General features: G+C 60.9%; 17 protein-coding genes. 10 read left to right on the top strand and 7 right to left on the bottom strand.

Translation table 11 applies throughout. The features are described 5' to 3' along the window. Positions 1-124: 124 nt before the first annotated feature. The 3 genes from ND528_RS18220 to rpmE form a co-directional block, all read right to left on the bottom strand. Positions 125-1,393 (bottom strand): malic enzyme-like NAD(P)-binding protein, encoded by a 1,269-nt coding sequence (locus tag ND528_RS18220; RefSeq protein WP_016772053.1) that lies wholly within the window; start codon positions 1,391-1,393, stop codon positions 125-127. Between the two features lie 184 nt (positions 1,394-1,577). After that, positions 1,578-2,312 carry a thermonuclease family protein gene (locus ND528_RS18215; RefSeq protein WP_263470980.1) on the bottom strand — a complete coding sequence of 245 codons (735 nt, stop codon included), beginning with the start codon at positions 2,310-2,312 and terminating at the stop codon, positions 1,578-1,580. An 89-nt stretch (positions 2,313-2,401) separates the two neighbouring features. Then, entirely contained in the window at positions 2,402-2,623 is a 222-nt protein-coding gene (gene rpmE / locus ND528_RS18210) for a 50S ribosomal protein L31 (protein WP_016772055.1), read from the bottom strand. 288 nt (positions 2,624-2,911) lie between these two features. Here rpmE and ND528_RS18205 point away from each other — a divergent pair, with 288 nt between their 5' ends. Continuing rightward, entirely contained in the window at positions 2,912-5,131 is a 2,220-nt protein-coding gene (locus tag ND528_RS18205; RefSeq protein ID WP_263470852.1) for a primosomal protein N', read from the top strand. A 118-nt stretch (positions 5,132-5,249) separates the two neighbouring features. Here ND528_RS18205 and ND528_RS18200 read toward each other — a convergent pair whose 3' ends face one another. Continuing rightward, positions 5,250-5,372 (bottom strand): hypothetical protein, encoded by a 123-nt coding sequence (locus ND528_RS18200; RefSeq protein ID WP_016772057.1) that lies wholly within the window; start codon positions 5,370-5,372, stop codon positions 5,250-5,252. Here ND528_RS18200 and argS point away from each other — a divergent pair. The 9 genes from argS to ND528_RS18155 all read left to right on the top strand — a co-directional run bounded on the left by argS (position 5,371) and on the right by ND528_RS18155 (position 15,839). Then, positions 5,371-7,107 carry an arginine--tRNA ligase gene (gene argS / locus ND528_RS18195; protein ID WP_024011262.1) on the top strand — a complete coding sequence of 579 codons (1,737 nt, stop codon included), beginning with the start codon at positions 5,371-5,373 and terminating at the stop codon, positions 7,105-7,107. The genes ND528_RS18200 and argS overlap by 2 nt on opposite strands. A 1-nt stretch (position 7,108) precedes the next feature. Next, entirely contained in the window at positions 7,109-7,819 is a 711-nt protein-coding gene (locus tag ND528_RS18190) for an SPOR domain-containing protein (RefSeq protein ID WP_016772059.1), read from the top strand. A gap of 232 nt (positions 7,820-8,051) precedes the next feature. Continuing rightward, positions 8,052-8,582, top strand: coding sequence for an ATP-dependent protease subunit HslV (hslV, locus tag ND528_RS18185; RefSeq protein ID WP_007968352.1), 531 nt, complete (start codon positions 8,052-8,054; stop codon positions 8,580-8,582). 55 nt (positions 8,583-8,637) lie between these two features. Further along, complete coding sequence (gene hslU / locus ND528_RS18180) at positions 8,638-9,975, top strand: ATP-dependent protease ATPase subunit HslU (protein ID WP_016772060.1); 1,338 nt, start codon at positions 8,638-8,640, stop codon at positions 9,973-9,975. A gap of 76 nt (positions 9,976-10,051) precedes the next feature. Further along, complete coding sequence (locus ND528_RS18175) at positions 10,052-10,423, top strand: gamma-butyrobetaine hydroxylase-like domain-containing protein (RefSeq protein WP_137215136.1); 372 nt, start codon at positions 10,052-10,054, stop codon at positions 10,421-10,423. Between the two features lie 257 nt (positions 10,424-10,680). Continuing rightward, positions 10,681-12,360, top strand: a complete 1,680-nt coding sequence (gene phaC / locus ND528_RS18170) for a class II poly(R)-hydroxyalkanoic acid synthase (RefSeq protein ID WP_263470851.1) — start codon at positions 10,681-10,683, stop codon at positions 12,358-12,360. 150 nt (positions 12,361-12,510) lie between these two features. After that, on the top strand, positions 12,511-13,365 hold the full coding sequence (phaZ, locus tag ND528_RS18165) for a poly(3-hydroxyalkanoate) depolymerase (protein WP_016772063.1): 855 nt from the start codon (positions 12,511-12,513) through the stop codon (positions 13,363-13,365). Between the two features lie 140 nt (positions 13,366-13,505). Then, positions 13,506-15,188, top strand: coding sequence for a class II poly(R)-hydroxyalkanoic acid synthase (phaC, locus tag ND528_RS18160; protein ID WP_263470850.1), 1,683 nt, complete (start codon positions 13,506-13,508; stop codon positions 15,186-15,188). Between the two features lie 30 nt (positions 15,189-15,218). Then, positions 15,219-15,839: a TetR/AcrR family transcriptional regulator gene (locus ND528_RS18155; RefSeq protein WP_212615103.1), complete on the top strand. Its 621-nt coding sequence runs from the start codon at positions 15,219-15,221 to the stop codon at positions 15,837-15,839. Positions 15,840-15,982: 143 nt separating this feature from the next. Here the strand turns inward: ND528_RS18155 and ND528_RS18150 are convergent, their stop codons facing one another. The 3 genes from ND528_RS18150 to ND528_RS18140 form a co-directional block, all read right to left on the bottom strand. Further along, the gene (locus ND528_RS18150) at positions 15,983-16,888 is read right to left on the bottom strand and encodes a phasin family protein (protein WP_263470849.1); all 906 of its coding nucleotides are present in this window, start codon (positions 16,886-16,888) and stop codon (positions 15,983-15,985) included. A 10-nt stretch (positions 16,889-16,898) separates the two neighbouring features. Further along, positions 16,899-17,321 carry a phasin family protein gene (locus ND528_RS18145; RefSeq protein ID WP_016772067.1) on the bottom strand — a complete coding sequence of 141 codons (423 nt, stop codon included), beginning with the start codon at positions 17,319-17,321 and terminating at the stop codon, positions 16,899-16,901. Positions 17,322-17,551: 230 nt separating this feature from the next. After that, positions 17,552-17,827 (bottom strand): polyhydroxyalkanoic acid system family protein, encoded by a 276-nt coding sequence (locus ND528_RS18140; protein ID WP_016772068.1) that lies wholly within the window; start codon positions 17,825-17,827, stop codon positions 17,552-17,554. Positions 17,828-17,956: the final 129 nt, after the last annotated feature.

Raw genomic sequence — 17,956 nt, 5'->3', positions numbered from 1 at the left:
CGAGCGCCAAGCTACAAGCGGCAAGCAAAAGCGCGAACGATGCACGCTTGCAGCTTGCAGCTTGCAGCTTGCAGCCCATAAAAAAACCCAGCACCAGGCTGGGTTTTTTTATGGGCGGCTGCTTTTAACCGTTGAACACGTCATCCACGCTTTTCAGCGGGTAGTTCTTCGGATACGGCAGGGTGGCCACGCCGGTCTCGATTGCAGCCTTGGCCACGGCGTCGGAGATCAGGGTGATCAGGCGCTTGTCCATTGGTTTCGGAATGATGTACTCACGGCCGAATTCCAGCGGAGCACCGCCGTAGGCATCGCACACGTCCTGTGGAACAGGCAGTTTGGCCAGTTCGCGCAGGGCGTTGGCGGCGGCGACTTTCATTTCTTCGTTGATGCGCTTGGCGCGAACGTCCAGGGCACCACGGAAGATGAACGGGAAGCCCAGCACGTTGTTGACCTGGTTCGGGTAGTCCGAACGACCGGTAGCCATGATCACGTCGCTACGGGTGGCGTGCGCCAGTTCCGGGGAGATTTCCGGATCCGGGTTGGAGCAGGCGAAGACGATCGGGTTGGCCGCCATCGACAGCAGGCCTTCGGCGCTCAGCAGGTTCGGACCGGACAGACCGACGAATACGTCAGCGCCTGCCAGTGCGTCTGCCAGTGTGCGCTTCTCGGTGGCGTGAGCGAATACGGCTTTGTACTGGTTCAGGTCGTCACGGCCGGAGTGGATCACGCCGGTACGGTCAACCATGAAGATGTTTTCGATGCGAGCACCCATGCTCACCAGCAGTTTCATGCAGGAGATGGCGGCAGCACCGGCGCCGAGGCAGACAATCTTCGCTTCCGGCAGGGTTTTGCCAGCGATTTCCAGGGCGTTGATCATGCCCGCAGCGGTCACGATCGCGGTGCCGTGCTGGTCATCGTGGAACACCGGAATATCGCACTGCTCGATCAGAGCGCGTTCGATCTCAAAGCACTCTGGCGCCTTGATGTCTTCCAGGTTGATGCCACCGAAGGTGATGGAGATGCGCTTGACGGTGTCGATGAAGGCCTGCGGGCTTTCCGAGTCGACTTCGATGTCGAATACGTCGATGCCGGCGAAACGCTTGAACAGCACGCCTTTGCCTTCCATTACAGGCTTGGAAGCCAGTGGGCCGAGGTTGCCCAGGCCGAGAATCGCGGTGCCGTCGGAAATGACTGCCACCAGGTTGCCCTTGCCGGTGTATTTGTAGGCCAGTTCAGGATCGCGAGCGATCTCGCGCACTGGTTCAGCTACGCCGGGGCTGTAGGCCAGCGACAGGTCGCGGGCGGTAGCAGTGGCCTTGGTGAGCTCGACACTCAGCTTCCCCGGACGAGGATTGGCGTGGTATTCGAGAGCGGCAGTTTTCAGATCAGACATTTTGGCATTCCGCTTTTTTACTGTTGGACAGACTGGTCAGCGAGGATACGCGCCTCGCAAAGTCCCCACAAGACTGGGCAGTCACCGCTGTCAAGCGCCCTGCCCTACGACTTTGGGCCAAGAGCCACGGCGCACAAGGGCTGGACTGTTCACAATCAGCCGTAAAAATGTCTACAATTTTTCTTCAGCGCGGTACGTGCAGCATCGAAGGATCGGTCAACGGCAGCAACCAGCGCGCCTGACCTTTTTGCAGACCACCGCGCCGGGATCGGTCAACCACCCAGCCACGCGCCTCGATCTGCCTGCCTTTCAATGCTTGCAAACCAGCACTGTCAAATTGTCCGAGCAGATTGGGTGCAACCCGCAATACAAGCGTGTCCTGCAACTCGATCCAGATTCCGCCGCGATTGCGCCGCACCTTGCTCACCCGACCGCTGACTACGGCGAAGCCCGAACGCTGGATCTGCTGCGCTTTCTGGACCGGCGATTGCCGCCAGAGACCAAGTCCGGCCTGTCGCGCGCTGCGTTCGGCGGCCTGTTGGCAGGCGACCAGATCGACGTTCGGCGCCACCGCGACCTGAAAACCCAGGCCAGCGGCAAGCATCTGCGCTTCGAGATTGGCACCGCTGACACTGTAAACATGCGCCAGCGTACGGCCGTAATGGTCTTTCGCCTGCTTGCCGGGCCGCAGACCGACCCGGCCGCCGCTGTCATCGACCAGTGCTTGCAAGCGTTTGCGCGCCGCCACGGCGAAGGGTTCGTCGCTGCGGCCCTGCTTGCCCAGCTCCGGCGTATTGAGGCCGATCATGCGCACGCTGCGGCCATCGCTCAGGCGCAGGGTGTCGCCATCGACCACTCGCTGCACGGAAACGCTGGTCAGCCCTGCGGGTGCCGGGCAGAACGCCTGGGCGGCGGACAGTCAAATCGCAGACACAAAAAAGGCGCCCGCTAGGGACGCCTTTTTCATCAGTCTGGAGAAGCCGAAGCGACCTTCCAAAATGATCAGCCTCAGGCTTTTTTGCCGACGCCGAAAGTAGCGAAACGGTCTGCGAACTTCTGCACACGGCCGCCGGTGTCCAGAGTCTTCTGCTTACCGGTATAGAACGGGTGGCATTCGTTGCAAACGTCGATCGCCAGGGCTTTGCCGTAGGTCGAACGAGTTTCGAACTTGTTACCGCAGCTGCAGGTAACAGCGATTTCCGGGTAGTTCGGATGGATTTCGGCTTTCATGGTGTCTTCCTCAGGCTAGCGTGCCGCCACCCAACACTATTGTTGAATACCGCACGTAATTAGGCCGCGGATTCTACCAGACCTTTTCAATCGCGCAAGCTGTCACCGAGACCGACCGTCTGCTAGGCTCCCGACCTTGAACGCATTCCCCTGTGGGAGCGAGCTTGCTCGCGAATGCGTTGTGTCAGTCAATGTCCAAGCGTCTGATACACCGCCTTCGCGAGCAAGCTCGCTCCCACAATTGATCTGCGTTCAACCCTTCTTTTGCGTTTATAGAGATCCCCCCGCGTGCCCGACGCCATTCTGCGCCTTGCCCTGCCTTCGCCTCTGCGCCGCCTGTTCGATTACCGGGCGCCGGCCGGGGTGCGGCGCGAGCAATTGCAGCCGGGCATGCGCCTGCGGGTGCCGTTCGGTCGGCGCGAGATGATCGGCATTCTGGTCGAGGTCACCGACACCAGCGAAGTGCCGGCAGAAAAACTCAAGCCGGCGCTGGCCCTGCTCGACACGACTTCGCCACTGCCGCCAGCGCTGTTCAAGCTGTGCCTGTGGACCGCGCAGTATTACCAACACAGCCTCGGCGACACCTTGAACTGGGCCTTGCCGGTGCTGCTGCGTCAGGGCGAACTGGCCGAGGCCCGCCAGGAACGCTTCTGGTCGATTGCCCCCGGCGCCAGCGTTGACGACCCGCGAGTGGCCCGCGCGCCACGCCAACGCGAGGCGCTGACCACGCTGGCCCAGCATCCCCACGGCGTCGCCCATCAGTTGTTGAGCAAACTGATGCTGAGCAAGGACAGCCTCGATCTGCTGCTGGCCAAGGGGCTGGTGCAGGTCGAAATCCGCCGCCACGCTCCCGGCGTTCGCCATGAACATTGGCTGGCACAACCGGAGCTGCCGCTCAACAGTGAACAGCGTGCGGCGTATGAAGCGATTCGCGCCGGCTTCGACAGTTATCACGCTTTTCTCTTGGCTGGTGTCACTGGCAGCGGCAAGACCGAAGTCTATCTGCAACTGATCCGCGAAACCCTCGAAGCCGGCAAACAGGCCCTGGTACTGATTCCGGAGATCAACCTCGGCCCGCAGACCCTGGCGCGTTTCGAACAGCGCTTCAACGCGCGGATCGCCCTGCTGCACTCGGCAGTGAATGATCGCGAACGCCTGGAAGCCTGGCTCGCCGCCCGTGATGGCGAGGCCGACATTATTATCGGCACCCGCTCGGCACTGTTCACGCCGATGAAAAATCCCGGGCTGATCATCATTGATGAAGAACACGACGGCTCCTATAAACAGCAGGAAGGTCTGCGCTACCACGCTCGCGATCTGGCGCTGGTGCGCGCGCGGCAGGAAAACATCCCGATCGTGCTCGGCTCCGCCACGCCCTCGCTGGAGAGCCTGCACAACGCTTACACCGGGCGCTACGGCCTGCTGCGCCTGAACGAACGCGCCGGCGGCGCCAAGCAACCGCGCTTTCTGCGCCTGGATGTGAAAAGCCGTCCGCTCGACAGTGGTATTTCCGGGCCGATGCAGCAAGCCATCGCCCAGACCCTCGCCAACGGCCAGCAGGTGCTGGTGTTCCTCAACCGTCGCGGTTTTGCCCCGACCCTGCTCTGTCACGACTGCGGCTGGATGTCGGAATGTTCGCGTTGCGATGCGCGCATGACCGTGCACCAGCGTTACGGCGAGTTGCGCTGTCACCACTGCGGCAACGTCGAGCGCACACCGCGCCAATGCCCGAAATGCAGCAAGGTCGATCTGCGCCCGGTCGGTGCCGGTACTGAACGCGCCGAAGAACGCTTGGCGATTCTGTTCCCGGATTACCCGGTACTGCGCGTCGATCGCGACAGCACCTCGCGCAAGGACGCGATGAATCAGTTGTTCGCGACGATCCAGAAAGGCCAGCCGTGCATTCTGGTCGGCACGCAGATGTTGGCCAAAGGGCACCATTTCCCACGGGTGACGCTGGTGTCGATTCTGGATGCCGACGGCGGCCTGTTCTCCGGCGACTTCCGCGCCAGCGAGCGCATGGCGCAGCTGATCGTGCAGGTCGCCGGGCGCGCCGGCCGGGCGGAGGAGCCGGGCAAGGTGATCATCCAGACGCACCTCGCCGACCATCCTTTATTGGTCCAACTGACCGAGCAGGGTTATTTCGCCTTCGCCGAACAAGCTTTGAGCGAGCGCCGCGCGGCCGGATTGCCACCGTTTGCCCATCTGGCGCTGCTGCGCGCCGAAGCGCACAAGCCGGGCCAGGCGGAAGGCTTTCTCGATGAAGCGTGCAGCGAGGCCGAACGCCTGCTGGCCGAATTGAATCTGAGCGGCATCGAATTGCTCGGGCCGGTGCCGGCACCGATGGAGCGCCGCGCCGGGCGTTATCGCGCGCAACTGTTGTTGCAGGCGACCGCCCGAGCGCCGTTGCATCGCTTGCTCGCCAGCTGGATGCTGGTGCTGGAGCAGATGCCGAGCGGGCGGGCGGTGCGCTGGTCGCTGGATGTTGATCCGGTGGATCTGTATTGAGCTGAAGATCGCTTTCGCGAGCAGGCTCGCTCCCACAGTGGATCAGCGCCGTACATACCTTGTGTGTCCTGCGCAAAACCTTGTGGGAGCGAGCCTGCTCGCGAAAGCGGACTTTTTGTCACCACATATCCACATCCTGCCTGCTAAGGTTGGCAAGCCCGTCTTCGCAACGGATAATGCCCAGTTTTTCCACCCGCGCATCGATGCGCCCGCCGCGCTTGCGGTCGAAAGAGAAGACCATGAAAGACACCATTCGCCAGCTGATCCAGCAAGCCCTCACCCAACTCGTCAACGAAGGTGTGTTGCCTGAAGGCCTGACGCCGGCGATCCAGGTGGAGAACGCCCGCGACAAGACCCACGGCGACTTCGCCAGCAACATCGCCATGATGCTGGCCAAGCCTGCCGGCATGAAGCCGCGCGATCTGGCGGAGAAAATCATCGCCGCTCTGCCCGCTGACGAGAACGTCACCAAGGCCGAAATCGCCGGCCCGGGCTTCATCAATTTCTTCCAGAACACCCAGGCACTGGCCTCGCGCCTCGACGCCGCACTGGCCGACGCCCGTGTCGGCGTGCGCAAGGCCGGCCCGGCACAGCGCACCGTTGTCGATCTGTCCGCGCCGAACCTGGCCAAAGAGATGCACGTCGGCCACTTGCGCTCGACCATCATCGGCGACGGCGTGGCCCGCGTTCTTGAGTTCCTCGGCGACGAGGTGATCCGCCAGAACCACGTCGGCGACTGGGGCACTCAGTTCGGCATGCTGATGGCTTATCTGCAGGAAAACCCGATCACCAGCGACGAATTGTCCGATCTGGAAAACTTCTACCGTGCGGCCAAGCAGCGTTTCGACGAGTCCGAAGAATTCGCCGACCGCGCCCGTGGCCTGGTGGTCAAGTTGCAGGCTGGCGATGCCGAATGCCTGGCACTGTGGACCAAGTTCAAGGACATCTCGCTGTCGCACTGCCAGAAGATCTACGAACTGCTCAACGTCAAACTGACCATGGCCGACGTCATGGGCGAAAGCGCCTATAACGATGACCTGATCAATGTGGTCAACGACCTCAAGGCTGCCGGCATGCTGGTCGAGAGCAACGGCGCCCAGTGCGTGTTCCTCGACGAGTTCAAGAACGCCGATGGCGATCCGCTGCCGGTGATCATCGTCAAGGCCGATGGCGGTTACCTGTACGCCACCACTGACCTCGCCGCCGTGCGCTACCGCAGCGGCAAGCTCAAGGCTGATCGCGCGTTGTATTTCGTCGACCAGCGCCAGGCCCTGCACTTCCAGCAGGTCTTCGCGGTGGCGCGCAAGGCCGGTTTCGTCACCCATCCGATGGAAATGGAACACATGGGTTTCGGTACCATGAACGGCGCCGATGGCCGTCCGTTCAAGACCCGTGATGGCGGCACCGTGAAGCTGATCGACCTGCTCACCGAAGCCCAGGAACGTGCCTACAACCTGGTGAAAGAGAAGAACCCGACCCTGGCCGAAGACGAGTTGCGCAACATCGCCAAGGTCGTCGGCATCGGCGCGGTGAAATACGCCGACCTGTCCAAGCATCGCACCAGCGACTACAGCTTCAACTTCGACCTGATGCTCAATTTCGAAGGCAACACCGCGCCGTATCTGCTGTACGCCTACACCCGCGTGGCCGGTGTGTTCCGCAAACTGGGCAAGGACTTCAGCGAAGTCGACGGCCAGATCGTCCTCGAAGCGGCGCACGAGCAGGAGCTGGCGGCGAAGCTGGCGCAGTTCGGCGAAGTGCTGAACAACGTCGCTGAAAAAGGCACCCCGCACATTCTCTGCACCTACCTGTACGACGTCGCCGGCCTGTTCTCCAGCTTCTACGAGAACTGCCCGATCCTCGCCGCCGACACCCCGGCGCAGATGCAGAGCCGTCTGCGTCTGGCCGCACTGACCGGTCGCACCCTCAAGCAAGGCCTGGAGCTGTTGGGTCTGGAAACTCTGGAGCGTATGTAAGTTGGCTGCCAAGAAAAAACCTGCACCCAAACGCGGCGCCAGTCGCTATCAGGCCCCGGCGAAACAACCGATTCCGGGCTGGCTGTGGATGGCCATCGGCCTGACCGTCGGCGCGTTCATCGTGTTTCTGATGAAACTGGAACCGGGCAAGGGCAGCGACACGGTCAAGCGCGAGAAGGTCGAGCAGCAGCAGAAAGCGTCGAAGATCGCCGAGGCCAACAAGACCCCGCCGAGCCCGACGCAACCGGTGAAGCCGAAGTACGACTTCTACACCTTGCTGCCGGAATCGGAAGTGATCGTGCCGCCGGACGCGGTACCGGAGAAGACCCTGCCGACGCCGCAAGTGCCGGCCATCCCGACCACGCCGGTGACCCCGGCGGAAGCGGCGAAGATCGACACCGCACGGGCGCAGGCAGCCTTGGCGGGTATCACGCCGCCGCCAGCGCCACCAGTGAGCAAAGCCGCGCCAGTGACCAAGTTCTTCCTCCAGGCCGGTTCGTTCCGCAAGGAAACCGATGCTGACAAGGTGCGTGCGCAGATCATTCTGCTCGGCCAAGCCGTCGCGGTGGAGTCCGGTACGGTCAAGGATGAAACCTGGTACCGCGTCTTGGTCGGCCCGTTCAGCAACCGTGAACAACTGACCACGGCGCAGAAACAACTGGCCGGCGCCGGCTTCAGCAACCTGTTGTTACAACAACGCCAGAGCCGCTGACTTTACGTAGACAACCGCTCCCACAGGTAACGCAAATCCCCTGTAGGAGCTGCCGCAGGCTGCGATCTTTTGATTTTGCTTTCAGATCAGGATCAAAAGATCGCAGCCTTCGGCAGCTCCTACAGTTGATCACCGCTCGTCTCCTCTCCCGCGCTACAGTTGAAATCCCCTCCAGCACCCCCATATGAATGGGCATAAGGCATTTTCGCCCCGCTGCGTGGAGACTCTTCCCTTGACCACCATCGTTTCAGTCCGCCGCCACGGCAAAGTCGTCATGGGCGGCGACGGCCAGGTTTCTCTCGGCAACACCGTGATGAAAGGCAACGCCAAAAAGGTCCGTCGCCTGTACCACGGCCAGGTCATCGCCGGTTTCGCCGGTGCCACCGCCGACGCCTTTACCCTGTTCGAACGTTTCGAAGGCCAGCTCGAAAAACATCAGGGTCACCTGATCCGCGCCGCCGTCGAACTCGCCAAAGAATGGCGCACCGACCGCTCCCTGAGCCGCCTCGAAGCGATGCTCGCGGTTGCCAACAAGGATGCCTCGCTGATCATCACCGGCAACGGTGACGTGGTCGAACCCGAAGATGGCCTGATCGCCATGGGTTCCGGCGGCGCCTACGCGCAAGCCGCCGCCAGCGCCCTGCTGAAAAAGACCGACCTGTCGGCGCGCGAGATCGTCGAAACCGCTCTCGGCATCGCTGGCGACATCTGTGTATTCACCAACCACACCCAGACCATTGAGGAGCAGGATCTCGCTGAATAAGCCTGTTGCGGCCCATGTGCCACGGCTTGTTTCTGCTTGAGGACCGTCAATTACTATGTCCATGACTCCCCGCGAAATCGTCCACGAACTCAACCGCCATATCATCGGCCAGGACGATGCCAAGCGCGCCGTCGCGATTGCCCTGCGCAACCGCTGGCGCCGCATGCAGCTGCCTGAAGAGCTGCGCGTTGAGGTGACCCCGAAGAACATCCTGATGATCGGCCCGACCGGTGTCGGTAAAACCGAGATCGCCCGTCGCCTGGCGAAACTGGCCAATGCGCCGTTCATCAAGGTCGAAGCGACCAAATTCACCGAAGTCGGTTATGTCGGCCGTGACGTCGAGTCGATCATCCGTGATCTGGCCGATGCCGCGATCAAGATGCTCCGCGAGCAGGAAATGACCCGCGTACGCCACCGCGCCGAAGACGCCGCCGAGGATCGCATCCTCGACGCGCTGCTGCCGCCGGCACGCATGGGTTTCAGCAACGAAGAAGCGCCGAGCTCCGATTCCAATACGCGTCAGCTGTTCCGCAAGCGCCTGCGCGAAGGCCAGTTGGACGACAAGGAAATCGAGATCGAAGTCGCCGAAGTCTCCGGCATCGAAATCGCCACGCCGCCAGGCATGGAAGAGATGACCAACCAGCTGCAATCGCTGTTTGCCAACATGGGCAAGGGCAAGAAGAAGTCGCGCAAGCTCAAGGTCAAGGAAGCGCTGAAACTGGTGCGCGATGAAGAAGCCGGGCGTCTGGTCAACGAAGAAGAACTGAAGGCCAAGGCGCTGGAAGCGGTCGAGCAGCACGGTATCGTCTTCATCGACGAAATCGACAAGGTCGCCAAGCGCGGCAATGTCGGCGGCGCCGATGTCTCCCGCGAAGGCGTACAGCGCGACCTGCTGCCGCTGATCGAAGGCTGCACCGTCAACACCAAGCTGGGCATGGTCAAGACCGACCACATCCTGTTCATCGCCTCCGGTGCGTTCCACCTGAGCAAGCCAAGCGATCTGGTGCCGGAGCTGCAAGGCCGTCTGCCGATCCGCGTCGAGCTCAAGGCGCTGAGCCCGGAAGACTTCGAACGCATCCTCAGCGAACCGCACGCCTCGCTCACCGAGCAATACTGCGCGCTGCTGAAAACCGAAGGCCTGAACATCCAGTTCCAGCCCGAAGGCATCAAGCGTCTGGCGGAGATCGCCTGGCAGGTCAACGAGAAAACCGAGAACATCGGTGCCCGTCGCCTGCACACCCTGCTCGAGCGCCTGCTCGAAGAGGTGTCGTTCAGCGCCGGCGACCTGGCCAGCGCCCATGATGACAAGGCGATTCTGATCGACGCCGACTACGTCAACAGCCACCTCGGCGAATTGGCGCAGAACGAAGATCTGTCCCGCTACATTCTGTAGAGCGGCAAGCTACAAGCTACAAGCGGCAAGCTGAGTTAAGCTTGCAACTTGTAGCTTGCAGCTAAAGGCTGTTTTCATGATTCCCACCGACATCAAACTGCACAAAGCCTCGAAAACCCTGACGCTCAAATATGCGTCCGGCGAGGAATACACTCTGCCCGCCGAGTTTCTGCGCGTGCACTCTCCCTCCGCCGAGGTCCAGGGCCACGGCAAACCGATCCTGCAATTCGGCAAGCTCAACGTGGGTCTGAGCAAGCTGGAACCGGCTGGCAACTATGCACTGAAACTGACCTTCGACGACGGTCACGACAGTGGCCTGTTCACTTGGGAATACCTCTACGAACTTGGCAAACGCCAGAACGAACTCTGGGACGATTATCTTGCGGAGCTGCGCGCTGCCGGGAAATCCCGCGATCCGAACGAGTCGTTCGTCAAGCTGATGCTCTAGGCCGTGGCTCTCGCTCTTTAGAGGGCATTTTCTAACTTCATCTGTTTGAATGCTCCGCGCATACGGCCCCGGATCGGCCGCTTGCGAAAAAAATTAAACTCGGGTAACCAATGGAGCTGGCAAGTTCCCTGCAGTGCTCTACGACTGTAAAGCAGCTATGCAGAATCAACGGTCACCCGAGCAGTAGTACCCGGCATTGGCTGTGGAAGCGACAGCGTGAAACCGGGTACTCGTCTCAGGACAATGGAGCGTCGTAGATGAGTGACAAGAATAACGATGACCTGAAGTACCAAGCCTCGGAAAATACTCTGGGGCTTAACCCCGTCGTCGGGCTGCGCGGAAAGGATCTGCTGGCCTCTGCTCGGATGGTGCTGAAACAGGCCATCAGACAACCGATTCACAGCGTCAGGCACGTGACCCATTTCGGCCTTGAGCTGAAGAACGTGCTGCTGGGGAAATCCGCGCTGCAACCGGCCGGTGATGATCGCCGTTTTGCCGACCCGGCGTGGAGCCAGAACCCTCTGTACAAACGCTATCTGCAAACCTACCTGGCCTGGCGCAAGGAATTGCATGCCTGGATTGATGACAGCAGCCTGTCCCCCAAGGACATCGCTCGCGGCCATTTCGTCATCAACTTGATGACCGAAGCCATGGCGCCGACCAACACGGCGGCCAACCCGGCGGCGGTCAAACGCTTTTTCGAAACCGGCGGCAAAAGCCTGCTCGATGGCCTCTCGCATCTGGCCAAGGATCTTGTGCACAACGGCGGCATGCCGAGCCAGGTCAACATGGGCGCGTTCGAGGTTGGCAAGAGCCTGGGCGTCACCGAAGGCGCGGTGGTGTTTCGCAATGATGTGCTGGAGCTGATCCAGTACCGGCCGATCACCGAGCAGGTCCACGAGCGCCCGCTGCTGGTAGTGCCGCCGCAGATCAACAAGTTCTACGTCTTCGACTTGAGCCCGGACAAAAGCCTGGCGCGCTTCTGCCTGCGCAACAATGTGCCAACCTTCATCATCAGCTGGCGCAACCCGACCAAGGCCCAGCGCGAATGGGGTCTGTCGACCTACATCGAGGCGCTGAAGGAAGCCGTCGACGTAGTCACCGCTATAACCGGCAGCAAAGATGTGAACATGCTCGGCGCCTGTTCCGGCGGCATCACCTGCACCGCCCTGCTCGGCCACTACGCCGCGCTCGGCGAGAACAAGGTCAACGCCCTCACCCTGCTGGTCAGCGTGCTCGACACCACCCTGGACAGCGACGTCGCCCTGTTCGTCGACGAGCAGACCCTGGAGACCGCCAAGCGCCACTCCTACCAGGCCGGCGTGCTCGAAGGCAAAGACATGGCCAAGGTCTTCGCATGGATGCGCCCCAACGATCTGATCTGGAACTACTGGGTCAACAACTACTTGCTCGGCAACGAGCCGCCGGTGTTCGACATCCTGTTCTGGAACAACGACACCACTCGCCTGCCCGCCGCGTTCCACGGCGACCTGATCGAGATGTTCAAAAACAATCCACTGATCCGCCCCAATGCACTGGAAGTGTGCGGCACGCCGATCGATCTCAAGCAGGTCACCGCCGACATCTTCTCCCTGGCCGGCACCAACGATCACATCACGCCATGGAAGTCCTGCTACAAGTCGGCGCAACTGTTCGGCGGCAAAGTCGAATTCGTGCTGTCGAGCAGCGGCCATATCCAGAGCATCCTCAACCCGCCGGGCAATCCGAAGTCGCGCTACATGACCAGCGAAGAGATGGCGCCGACCGCCGATGACTGGCAGAAAAATTCGACCAAGCACACCGATTCCTGGTGGCTGTACTGGCAGGCATGGCTGGCCGAACGCTCGGGCAACCTGAAGAAGGCCCCGACGAAACTGGGCAACAAAGCGTACCCGGCAGGCGAGGCTTCGCCGGGCACTTACGTTCACGAGCGGTAACTGACACCACCCGGCCGCTGTAGGAGCTGTCGAGTGAAACGAGGCTGCGATCTCTTGATGTCGTCGTCAAAGATCAAAAGATCGCAGCCTCGTTTCACTCGTCAGCTCCTACAGGATACGGATGGACTTGAAATCTACAGGGCCTCACGCATGCCGCAACCGTTCATATTCCGCACCGTCGATCTGGATGGCCAGACCCTCCGCACGGCGGTGCGTCCCGGCAAGCCTCATTTGACGCCTCTGCTGATTTTCAACGGCATCGGCGCCAACCTCGAGCTGGTGTTTCCGTTTGTCGCAGCGCTCGACCCGGATCTGGAAGTGATCGCCTTCGACGTGCCCGGGGTCGGCGGCTCGTCGACGCCCAACCGGCCGTATCGCTTCCCCGGCCTGGCCAAACTGACGGCGCGGATGCTCGACTATCTCGACTACGGTCAGGTCAATGTGATCGGCGTGTCATGGGGCGGCGCCCTCGCGCAGCAGTTTGCCTACGACTACCCCGAGCGCTGCAAGAAACTGGTACTGGCGGCGACCGCGGCCGGTGCGGTGATGGTCCCCGGCAAACCGAAAGTGCTGTGGATGATGGCCAGCCCGCGCCGCTACATTCAGCCATCCCATGTGATTCGCATCGCGCCGATGATCTACGGCGGCTCGTTCCGCCGCGACCCGACGCTGGCGGCCAGCCATGCGGCGAAAGTGCGCTCGGCGGGCAAGCTCGGTTATTACTGGCAGCTGTTCGCCGGCCTCGGCTGGACCAGCATCCACTGGCTGCACAAGATCCATCAGCCGACGCTGGTGCTGGCCGGCGATGACGATCCGCTGATCCCGCTGATCAACATGCGCATGCTCGCCTGGCGCATTCCCAACGCGCAGTTGCACATCATCGATGACGGCCATCTGTTCCTGATCACTCGCGCCGAAGCGGTGGCGCCGATCATCATGAAGTTTCTCGAAGAGGAGCGTCTGCGCGCAGTCATGCACCCGCATCCGACCCCGCTCGGCGGCTGATCGCGGCGGCCTGCTTTATGCAGCACTTTTCAAATCAAGCGCGCGGCAGGACGCTGCGCAGGCAGCAACCGGTAACAGCGTCTATGGTGTTCTGGTTCGGTGAGTGTGTTTTTGCCCTGAAGACGAAGGAGTGTTGAGTCATGCGCGAAAAACCAGCGACGGGCGTGGTGCCCAGCCCCGCCGTGTTTATCAACGCCCAGAGTGCGATCGCCGGTCTGCGTGGCAGGGACCTGCTGTCGACACTGCGCAGCGTCGCCGCCCACGGCTTGCGCAATCCGTTGCACAGCGCAAAGCATGCGCTGAAGCTTGGCGGACAGTTGGGCCGCGTGCTGCTCGGCGAAACCCTGCACCCGACCAACCCGCAAGACAGCCGCTTCGCCGATCCGGCGTGGAGCCTCAACCCGTTCTACCGGCGCAGCCTGCAGGCGTATCTGGCCTGGCAGAAACAGGTCAAAAGCTGGATCGATGAAGGCGACATGAGCCCTGAAGATCGTGCCCGTGCGCACTTCGCTTTCACTCTGCTCAATGACGCCGTGGCGCCCTCCAACACCCTGCTCAATCCGCTGGCGGTCAAGGAGCTGTTCAATTCCGGCGGGCAGAGTCTGGTGCGTGGCCTGAGCCATCTGTTCGATGATCTTTTGCACAACGACGGCCTGCCCCGGCAGGTGACCAAGCAAGCGTTCGAGGTCGGCAAAACCGTGGCGACCACCAGCGGATCGGTGGTCTTTCGCAATGAAATGTTCGAGCTGATCCAGTACAAATCGATGAGCGAAAAGCAGTACGCCAAGCCGCTGCTGGTGGTGCCGCCGCAAATCAACAAGTACTACATTTTCGATCTGAGCCCTCAGAACAGCTTCGTCCAGTACGCCCTGAAAAACAGCCTGCAGACCTTCATGATCAGCTGGCGCAACCCGGATGCGCGTCATCGCGAGTGGGGCCTGTCGAGTTATGTCGAAGCGGTCGAAGAAGCGATGAACATCTGCCGGGCGATTACCGGCGCCCGCGAAGTCAACCTGATGGGCGCCTGCGCCGGCGGCCTGACCATCGCCGCCCTGCAAGGGCACTTGCAGGCCAAACGGCAATTGCGCCGGGTCGCCAGCGCGACGTATCTGGTCAGTCTGCTCGACAGCCAGATCGAGACCCCGGCCACGCTGTTCGCCGACGAGCAAACACTGGAAGCGGCCAAGCGTCGCTCGTACCAGCGAGGCGTGCTCGACGGTCGCGACATGGCTAAGGTCTTCGCCTGGATGCGCCCCAACGATTTGATCTGGAGCTATTTCGTCAACAACTACTTGCTGGGCAAGGAGCCGCCAGCCTTCGACATTCTCTACTGGAACAATGACAACACGCGCCTGCCTGCGGCTCTGCACGGCGATCTGCTGGACTTCTTCAAGCACAACCCGCTGATCCACCCTGGCGGTCTAGAAGTGTGCGGTACGCCGATCGATCTGCAGAAGGTCAACGTCGACAGCTTCAGCGTCGCCGGCATGAACGACCACATCACGCCGTGGGACGCGGTGTATCGCTCGACCCTGCTGCTCGGTGGCGAGCGACGTTTCGTGCTGTCCAACAGCGGCCACGTGCAGAGCATCCTCAACCCGCCGAGCAATCCGAAAGCTGCCTACGTCGAAAACGCCAGACTGAGCAGTGACCCGCGTGCCTGGTACTACGATGCCAGACACGTCGACGGCAGCTGGTGGCCGCAGTGGCTGGAATGGGTCGCGCAGCGCTCCGGCGCCCTGAATGAGACTCGCACCACCCTCGGCAGTCCGAACTATCCACCGATGGAAGCGGCACCCGGCACCTATGTGCATGTGCGCTGACGCTCAACCGAAATTTTCTAAGAAGACTGGATGAAAACCCGCGACCGGATTCTCGAATGTGCGCTGCAACTGTTCAACGAAAAGGGCGAACCGAACGTTTCCACCATGGAGGTGGCCAACGAAATGGGGATCAGCCCGGGCAATCTTTACTACCACTTCCACGGTAAAGAACCGCTGATTCTCGGCCTGTTCGAACGCTTCCAGCATGAACTCGCACCCCTGCTCGACCCGCCACCGGAGGTGGAACTCGCACCGGAAGATTACTGGCTGTTTTTGCATTTAATCGTCGAGCGTCTGGCGCAATACCGGTTCCTGTTCCAGGACCTGTCGAACCTCGCCGGCCGTTTGCCGAAACTGGCCAAGGGAATTCGCAATCTGCTCAATGCATTGAAGAGAACTCTGGCCTCTCTGTTGGCGCGTCTGAAGGCTTCGGGGCAACTGGTCAGCGATACCCAAGCCTTGGGGCAACTGGTCGAGCAGGTGACCATGACGCTGCTGTTCTCGCTGGATTATCAGCGGATTCTGGATCGTGAGGGTGAGGTCAGGTTGGTGGTTTATCAGATCATGATGCTGGTGGCGCCGCATTTGTTGCCGCCGGTGAAGGTGGCGACAGAGCGAATGGCGCTGCAATACCTTGAGGATCACGACTGACCCAAAATCAAAAGATCGCAGCCTTCGGCAGCTCCTACATTTGAAATGCGTTCCCTTGTAGGAGCTGCCGAAGGCTGCGATCTTTTGATCTTCAAAAAAACGCCCGACCTTCACAGGCCGGGCGTTTTTGATTTGCCCTGCAATCAGGACTGACTGGATGGCGTCGACGGTGTCGATGCTGCAGTCGGAGTAGCGGCTGCCGTAGGCGCCGCAGCGGAGTTTGCCGCGTTGGCCGGAGCTGTTGGAACAGTCGATGGTGCGGCGGCCGGTTTCGGCGCAGCGGCTTTCGGCGCGGCCGGTTTTTTCACTGCAGGCTTTTTCGCCGCAGCCGGTTTGGCCGCAGGCTTCGCAGCGGGTTTGGCAGCAGCAGTTTTCGCTGCTGGCTTGGCCGCTGGTTTCGCTGCAGCTTTAGCCGCAGGTTTTGCTGCCGCTTTGGTTGCCGGTTTGGCAGCGGCCTTGGCGGCAACCGGTTTGGCTGCCGCTTTGGCCGCAGGCTTGGCGGCTGCCGTTTTGGCCGCAGCTTTCGCCACAGGTTTTGCCGCCGCTTTGGCCAGTGGCTTGGCTGCGGTTTTCGCCGCAGGTTTGGCCGCTGCAGTTTTAGTGGCAGGTTTCGCCGCAGCGGTTTTCGCCGCCACAGGCTGAGCTTTCAGACCGGTGAGTTTTTCGATCTGCTTGGTCAGCGTGTCGACCTTGGCGTTGAGCGCCTTGACCTCATTGCGGCTCGGCACACCCAGGCGCGAAATCGCGCTGTTCAGGCGCTTGTCGAACGCGCCTTCCAGCTCGTCCCACTTGCCCATGGCGCGGTCTTTCACGCCGCTGATGCGCGACTTGGCCGAGGAGGTCGAGTCCTCGACTTTCTTGCCGACGGCAGTCTTGGTGAGCTTCTCGGCTTTCTCGCCGTCTTTGACCAATGCATCGAAGAGTTTGCTGCCGTCAGTGTCGATCTTCGAGTACACGCCTAAACCAGCCAGCCAGATTTTGCGGGAGTAGGACTCGACCTTCCCGACCCACGAGCTGCTTTCTTTATCGGTGTTCTTTTTGCCAGCCATCCCGTTCTCCTTAAGATTTTCGCGCGACGCGTTCGAGCAATGCCGTCAGCTCATCGAGCTTAGCAGAGAGTGCCTCAACGTCATGTTTAGACGGAATGCCGATCCGATTCAAGGCGCTGGCCACACGGTTGTCGAAGGCCTTCTCGACCTTGTCGAGCTGAACTTCAACGCGACCCTTGAACGAGCTGACCTGAGTGGCCGCGTCGTCGATCTCGGCGTTGGCCGCGAGGAGTTTTTCGCTGACGGCCTTTTTGCCTTTCTTTTCAACGGTTTGACCGGCGGCCACGAGCTCCTGAAAGTACTCGCTGCCCTCCTGGCCGACCTTGGTGTAGGCGCCCAGGCCTGCCAGCCAGATCTTGCGGGCATAGGATTTGACGTCGCTCAGAGTGGAAGTCGGAGCGTCGATTTTTTTCTTCAAAATGACTTTGGCCATGGTGCACCTCACGCGCAGAAGGTTTGAGGAACTGCCGGACGAGTGTCGGGCTCAAGCACAAAGTAGGCAGAAAAATTAGAAAGGGCACCCTAACCAGCGGGAGCAACACAAAACAAATGTGGGAGCGAGCCTGCTCGCGAATGCGGTTTGTCAGTCACGGATAATTTGACTGAAAGACCGCTTTCGCGAGCAGGCTCGCTCCCACAGGGGACTGGATTTCAATCTGGAAATCAGGCCAGGGCTTTGTCGAGGGCCTTCTCTATCTCGGCTTTGATCATGCCGCTCATGGCCGACATCATCAGGCCCAGTTCGACGTCGACCCTGATCGAGTCGTCCGCCACATGCACTTCGCCTTTCACGCCCGAGCGCTTGAGGTTCAGGGTGTCGCCCGACCATTGCGGCTCCAGGCCGTATTGTTCATTGAGCTTTTTGGCCAGTTTGTCGGCCTTTTCGCGGGCGGCGTCCTTGCCCAGGGTGTGGGCGCGCTCAACACTGATTTTGGCCATGGAATGACTCCTGATGATTGAATGGCTGACGTTGAATCTTGACCGCATCTGCGGCAAATCGTCCCGAAGGTTGCCCATCTTACCTTTAGCCATTCCAAGACAAAGCATGGCTTGGGGATTAGAATGTCG

The sequence above is a fragment of the Pseudomonas mercuritolerans genome (assembly GCF_025706525.1).
Classification (GTDB): Bacteria; Pseudomonadota; Gammaproteobacteria; order Pseudomonadales; family Pseudomonadaceae; genus Aquipseudomonas; species Aquipseudomonas mercuritolerans.
The sequence above is the reverse complement of the archived record's forward strand: the minus strand, read 5'-3'. Positions and strand labels throughout refer to the sequence as shown.